5 protein-coding genes are annotated in these 6,214 nt (G+C 67.6%); 2 read left to right on the top strand and 3 right to left on the bottom strand.

What is annotated here, in order from left to right:
- The first annotated feature begins 241 nt into the window (after positions 1 to 241).
- Positions 242 to 700, top strand: a complete 459-nt coding sequence (locus CAL25_RS17135) for a GNAT family N-acetyltransferase (RefSeq protein ID WP_349290555.1) — start codon at positions 242 to 244, stop codon at positions 698 to 700.
- A gap of 52 nt (positions 701 to 752) precedes the next feature.
- Here the strand turns inward: CAL25_RS17135 and CAL25_RS17130 are convergent, their stop codons facing one another.
- The gene (locus CAL25_RS17130) at positions 753 to 1,361 is read right to left on the bottom strand and encodes a TetR/AcrR family transcriptional regulator (RefSeq protein ID WP_094802187.1); all 609 of its coding nucleotides are present in this window, start codon (positions 1,359 to 1,361) and stop codon (positions 753 to 755) included.
- Positions 1,362 to 1,503: 142 nt separating this feature from the next.
- On the opposite strand from CAL25_RS17130, the gene CAL25_RS17125 reads away from it, so the two are divergent.
- The gene (locus CAL25_RS17125; protein ID WP_094802185.1) at positions 1,504 to 2,727 is read left to right on the top strand and encodes a YbfB/YjiJ family MFS transporter; all 1,224 of its coding nucleotides are present in this window, start codon (positions 1,504 to 1,506) and stop codon (positions 2,725 to 2,727) included.
- A 42-nt stretch (positions 2,728 to 2,769) separates the two neighbouring features.
- Here the strand turns inward: CAL25_RS17125 and CAL25_RS17120 are convergent, their stop codons facing one another.
- Positions 2,770 to 4,143, bottom strand: coding sequence for a sigma-54-dependent transcriptional regulator (locus CAL25_RS17120; protein WP_094802183.1), 1,374 nt, complete (start codon positions 4,141 to 4,143; stop codon positions 2,770 to 2,772).
- A complete protein-coding gene (locus CAL25_RS17115) occupies positions 4,140 to 6,071 on the bottom strand; it encodes an ATP-binding protein (RefSeq protein ID WP_249279121.1) in 1,932 nt (643 codons plus the stop codon). Before CAL25_RS17115 ends, CAL25_RS17120 begins: the two co-directional genes overlap by 4 nt.
- Positions 6,072 to 6,214 lie beyond the last annotated feature (143 nt).

Below are 6,214 nucleotides of genomic sequence, written 5' to 3'. Positions count from 1 at the left end.
TGAAACGCCTTCGCGCCGATGATAGTGAACATTCGTTTGTGAAAGTAGGTCATCGTCAGGCTTTTATTGCTCAAAACCCCACTGGCTCACGCCAGTGGGGTTTTGTCTTTGGGGCGACGCTTTACGTGATGCGCTGCGCCACCCGCAGCACACGTGCGGAGTGCGGCTCGAGGAGCATGAGCCAGGCGCTGCGTCGATGCGCCGCCCGACGAACACGGCACGCAATGGAGACTCGACGAACATGATGGATCTCACGTTTACCTGGAATCGTCTGGAAGATTTCAGCGCGCTCGCGCTGTACGACATCCTCCGGGCACGCGAATCCGTGTTCATCGTCGAGCAGCAGTGCGTGTATCAGGAGGCCGACGGCCTCGATCTCAAGGCCTGGCATCTGGCGGTGCGAACCGGCGACACACTGGTGGCGTATGCCCGCGTGGTCGAGCCTGGCTTGAAGTACGACGAACCGTCGATCGGACGCGTGATGACCTTGCCCGCGTTCAGACATCTCAAGGTGGGGCGCGCGCTGGTCGCCGAGGCGATCGCGTTTACCGAAGAGACGTATCCAGGCGCCGGCATCCGGATCGGCGCGCAAGCACACCTGCAGAAGTTTTATGGTGAGCTGGGCTTTCGCCCGGTCGGCGGCGTGTACGACGACGACGGCATTCCACACATCGATATGGTGAAGTCCCCGGCGGGCTGAACCAGGTGCGCGCCGGGCTCAGGACGCGACAGCGCGAGAGGGCAGGCTGGATTTAAGCCGCACGCGCTTGCGGTGACGCGGCCGGGGCCAGCAGGGCGTCGATCATGCTTTGCACGGCGCTGCGCAGGCGTTCGGGATCCTGGTAGATGCGCTCGATCACGACCAGGCCACGCATGAACGTGATCAGGACCTGGGCCGCCTGCGCCGGCGGCAAGGTGCCCAGCTGCGCTGGGCCCGCGGCCTCGAGACGCTGCCGGAACATGCGTTCCTGTTCGTCGATCAAGCTGGCCAGGGTGTCGCGGATGCGGGCGTCGATGTGGTCGCCGCCGCCCAGCGCGGTCTTGGTGCTGAGACAGCCGCGCGAGGGCGTACCCAACGTCATGGAACCGATCAGGAACTCGAAAAAGCCCGTGAGCGCCTGGCGCAGATCGGGATGCTCGAGGGCGCGGCGCGCCTCGCCCAGGAAGCGGGCACGATAGCGGTCGAACACGCGCAGGAACAGCGTCTCTTTGTCGCCATAGGCGTTGTACAGGGATCCGCGCTGCACGCCGGTGGCGGCCGCGAGCTCCTGCATCGTGGCGTCGGCATAGCCCTGTTGCCAGAACACCGACAACGCACGGTCGAGCACCGCGTCTTCATCGAACTGCCTTACGCCAGCCATCTCTGTCTCACTGAATATTTTCTGAAAGCCTCAGCCCAGTTTATACGCCATTCTTGTCATTGCTGTCAATCTTGACTAGTATGTCAAACTTGACTGGTATGTCAAAGATGCGACGTGCCGATATCGATCTCCGCGAGGCTTTATGTCTACCCCATCCGCAATCGCGCCTGCCACGCCTGCCGACACTGTCGATACGCGTCTGCTCTGGCGCTACATGTATGCCGGCGCCGGCGCCAGCCTGGCCAGCATCGGGCTGGCCCGTTTCGTCTACACGCCGCTGCTGCCGGCCCTGCTGGAGGCGCATTGGTTCTCGCCCGCGGATACGGTGTATCTGGGCGCGGCCAATCTGGCCGGCTATCTGGTGGGTGCGCTGGCGGGCCGACCGCTCGCGCGGCGCTATGACAGCGTGGCCGTGCTGCGCACGATGATGTTGTTGGTCACGCTCGCGTTCTTCGCCTGCGCGTTACCCCTGTCCGTGAGCTGGTTCTTCGGCTGGCGGCTGGCCTCCGGTATCGCCGGTGGCGTGATCATGGTGCTGGTGGCGGGCACCTTGCTGCCGCATGTGCCGGCGGGGCGCCGGGGGCTTGCCGGCGGCGCGATTTTTCTGGGCGCGGGGATCGGCATCGCGGCCTCGGGCACCTTGGTGCCATTGCTGCTCGACCAGGGGCTCGCCGCTACCTGGGTGGGACTCGGCGTGTTGTCGCTGCTGCTTACCGTGACCGGATGGCGGTGCTGGCCGGCGTCACCGGCGCGCACGCAAGCCAGCAGCACGGGCTCGGCCAGCGTGCCTTCCGAATCGGCGCGGCCGGTGATGGTGTTCTACGCGGAATACGGATTGGTGGCGCTGGGCTTCGTGCCGGTCATGTCGTTCCTGGTGGACTACGTGGCGCGGGGTCTCGGCGCGGGTGCCCACACCGGCGCGCTGTTCTGGATCATCTACGGCGCCGGTGCGATCGTGGGGCCGATGCTTTACGGCGCGCTGTCCGACCGGTACGGATCGGGACCGACCTTGCGCGGGGTGCTGGCCGTGCAGGCGGTCGTGACCGCCGGTCTGGTGCTGACCGACAGCTACGCGATCATCGCGGTGCTGACGTTCGTGCTCGGCACCTTTCCGCCCGGTGTGGTGCCGCTGGCGCTGGCGCGCGTGGCGCATGCGGTGCCGGACAACGCGGCCGTCCAGGGTCTGGTCTGGACGCGCGCGACGACGGTGTTCGCGGCCTTTCAGGCGGCCGCCGGGTATGGCTATTCCGCCTTGTTCAACCTCAGCGGCGGCAGCCATCGCGCGCTGTATTTGATCGGCGCGGGAGCCATGGCCCTGGCGCTGGTGATCGATCTGACCGCCGGGCGCGGCCGCAGCGCGCGGTAGCGCCGTGCGGCGTCGGGCGACGCCGCGCCGCCGTTGCGCGGCTCAGTTTTCGTTGGCGCCGGCCACGTATTCCTGGCGGTCGATGCCGTGGCGCTGCAGTTTGTCGTAGAAGGTCTTGCGCGGCAGACCGAGCTCGTCGAGCGTGGCACGTACGTCGCCGCCATGCGCGGCCAGCGCCTGGCGGATCTGCGCGGCTTCGTACTGCTCCATGCGTTGTGGCAGCGTCAGAATGGGGCCCGGCGCGGGCGCCGCGGCGGGCGGGGCCGGCGGGTTGAGCACGCCCAGCACGAAGCGTTCGGCGAAGTGGGCCAGCTCGCGGATGTTGCCGGGCCAGTCGTGCTCGCGCAGATGACGCCGCACCTGATCGTTCATCTTGGGAACCTCGCGCTGGAAACGCTGTGCGGCCTGGCCGACATAGTGGGCGAACAGCAGCGGGATATCCTCGCGCCGTTCGCGCAGCGGCGGCAGGTGGATCGTAACGACGTTCAGCCGATAGTAGAGGTCTTCGCGGAAGCGCTCGCGCAGCTTGGGATCGCCCAGGTCGACCTTGGTGGCGGCCACGACGCGCAGGTCGGCGCGGCGCACCTCGTTCGTGCCCAGGGGCGTGACCTGACGCGTTTCGAGGACGCGCAGCAGTTTGACCTGCACGGCGAGCGGCATGCTCTCGATTTCGTCGAGAAACAGCGTGCCGCCGCTGGAATGTTCGATGCGGCCGATGCGGCGCCGTTGGGCGCCGGTGAATGCGCCTGCCTCGTGTCCGAACAGCTCGCTTTCGATCACGGTTTCGGGCAGCGCGCCGCAATTGATCGCCACCAGCGGATGCGTCGCGCGGCGACTCAGCCGGTGCAGCATCGTGGCGACGACCTCCTTTCCCGTACCCGTTTCTCCTTCGATCAGCACGTCCACATCGGCATCGGCGATATGGCGCAGCGTTTCCTTGATGCGTTGCATGGCGGGCGTGACGCCGATGAACGGGAGATCGTCGGGTTCACGTCGCGCGGCCGCCGCCCGCAGTGCGCGATTGGCCAGCACGAGCTGGCGCTTCTCCGCGGCGCGGCGCAGGGCCGCCACCAGCTGTTCGCCGGGATAGGGCTTGGACAGGAAATCGTAGGCGCCGTCGCGCATGGCCTGCACGGCCATCGGAATGTCGCCGTGTCCGGTGATGAGAATGACCGGGATATCGGCGTCCAGGGCGCGAACCCGGGCGAAGAGTTCCAGCCCGTCGATACCGGGCATGCGCACGTCGGTGACGATCACGCCGTCGAAATCGGGCGTCAGGGCGCTGAGTGCGTCGGCGGCCTTGGCATGCGCATGCACCTGCATGCCCTGCAGGCGCAAGGTCTGCGTCGTGGCATGGAGCAGGTCGGGGTCGTCGTCGACGAGGATGACGGAAATCGGGGTGTCGGGAGTCGTCATGGCTGTGTCGCGGGTGGCACGGGGGCACGCCGCAGCGTGAGCGTGAATTCGGCGCCGCCGTCCGCGGGATTGCTGGCGTGCAGCGTGCCGCCGAACTCGGTGAGGATGTCGCGGGAGATCACGAGACCCAGCCCCAGGCCCTCGGGCTTGGTGGTCTGAAAAGGGGTGAAGAGTTTGGCCAGCACGCCGGGGTCGAGGCCCGGGCCGTTGTCGTGCAGGCGCAGGGCCACCGTGTCCGTGTGCTCGGTCAGGGTCAGCGAGATGGCCGGTGCGGCCGGGCCGGCGGGCTGATGTTCGAGGGCATCGAGCGCGTTCTGCAAAAGATTGACCAGGACCTGCTCCAGCCGCATGCGGTCGGCCAGCACGTCGAGGTGGGCGGGCAGCGGGTCGTAATGCAGCGCCACCTGCTGGCGCTTGAGCCGGGGGCCGACCAGCATGAGCGCGCCCTCGATGGCATCGGCCAGCCGCAACGGCACCACGTGCGCGGCTGCTTTGCGGGAGAACGTCCTCAGCTCGCCAGTCACGTTGCCGATGCGCTCGGTGAGCCGCGCGATGGTTTGAAGATTCTCCCGAGCCGGGGCGGGCTCGTCGCGCCGCAGGAATTCAGCGGCGTTATCGGCGTAGGCGCGAATGGCCGCGAGCGGCTGATTGAGCTCGTGCGCCACCCCTGCGGCCACCTGACCCAGCAAGGCCAGTTTGTTGGCCTGCACCAGTTCGTCCTGCATGGCGTGCAGGCGCGACTCGGTGCGTTGCCGCTCATCGATCTGTGCCAACAGCTCGGTGTTGGTGGCGCGCAGCTGGCGGGTGCGGGTCTGCACCTGGGTCTCGAGCTCCTGTTTGATGCGGGCCTGTTCGAGTGTGCGGCGCTGCAATTGATTGCGGCGGTAGACGAGAAAGACCGCCAGCGCACTGGCGCCGGCAAGCAGCAGCAGCACCGTGAGCTGCGCGTTGGTGGTCGCCCGTGCGACGGCGGCCTGCGTGGGCGCGAGGATGTGCAGGGTCCAGCCTGCCGTGCCCTGCACCGGCAGCGCCGAATGCAGCACCGTGGCGCCGGCCGGCAGGTTGCCGACGGATTCGCGCAGGCGGGCGAGCACGTTGCGCGGCGCGTCCGCCGTGACGGGCGGCTCGGACGAGCGCGAGGGCAGGGGCTCGAGCGGCAATGGCGTAAGCGGCGCTTCACCGAACTGCAGGCTCTCGCGCAGCGCCTGGACGCGGGCTTCAGGCAGGGAATGGAGCGTGCGGAATTGCCATTGCGGCACGTTGCCGATGAGCAGCACGCCCTGTTCGTCGGTGACGAACAGCGGATCGCCGAAGACCTGCCAATCGGCCTCGAGCGCGTTGAACTCCATCTTCAGCACGATCACGCCCGCCAATCGACCCGGCGCCGCGTCGATGCGGCGCGAGAGGTAGAGGCCGGGTTCGTGGCTGACCGTCCCTAGCGCGAAATATTCGGCCTGGCCCTGCGCCACCGCGAGGCGGAAGTAAGGGCGGAACTGGTAATCGACGCCGACGAAGGTGGCGGGCTCGCGCCAGTTGCTGGCCGCGATGGCCCGCCCTTGTGTGTCGAGCAGGTAGATCGCCGAGGCGCCGACGCCCCGCGCCAGCGCGTCGAGTTTGTCGTCGAGCCGCTCGATCTGGGCCTGGTCGCGCTCGCGCAAGGCCAGCAGCACCTCGGGGTCCTGCGCCAGCACCAGGGGCATCGCCCGGAATTTGTCCAGGCTGCTGCGCAGCGCCACGCGGTTCAGCTGGATGGCCGCATCGGTGCGGGCGGCCACTTCATCGAGCGCGCGCTGGCCGGCCCAGCGCGTCGCGGCGAACAGGGCCACGAGGGTCAGCGCCAGGCCCGCCAGCAGCAGCGTGGCGGTCAGGCCCCAGCGGCGCGGTGAGGCCGGGGCTTGAGGCGGAAGGGGATCTGAGTCGGGGCGCATGGAGATGGCCAGCAGGCCGATCACGTACACCGCACGGATGTGCGGAATTTCGCACAGTATAGCTTGTTCGCGTGCGGGTTTCCGCTCATGGGCACAGGCGTTCCTGTCGCCGCTTCGCGCAGAAGTTGAGTGTAATCAATGGC

This window comes from Bordetella genomosp. 5 (assembly GCF_002261315.1).
In the GTDB taxonomy this organism is placed as follows: Bacteria; Pseudomonadota; Gammaproteobacteria; order Burkholderiales; family Burkholderiaceae_B; genus Bordetella.
This window is presented reverse-complemented; position numbering and strand designations above follow the sequence as displayed.

Coding starts and splice junctions, on each gene's coding strand:
- CAL25_RS17135 (WP_349290555.1), top strand. CDS start 242: ATGATGGATCTCACGTTTACCTGGAATCGTCTGGAAGATTTCAGCGCG.
- CAL25_RS17130 (WP_094802187.1), bottom strand. CDS start 1,361: ATGGCTGGCGTAAGGCAGTTCGATGAAGACGCGGTGCTCGACCGTGCG.
- CAL25_RS17125 (WP_094802185.1), top strand. CDS start 1,504: ATGTCTACCCCATCCGCAATCGCGCCTGCCACGCCTGCCGACACTGTC.
- CAL25_RS17120 (WP_094802183.1), bottom strand. CDS start 4,143: ATGACGACTCCCGACACCCCGATTTCCGTCATCCTCGTCGACGACGAC.
- CAL25_RS17115 (WP_249279121.1), bottom strand. CDS start 6,071: ATGCGCCCCGACTCAGATCCCCTTCCGCCTCAAGCCCCGGCCTCACCG.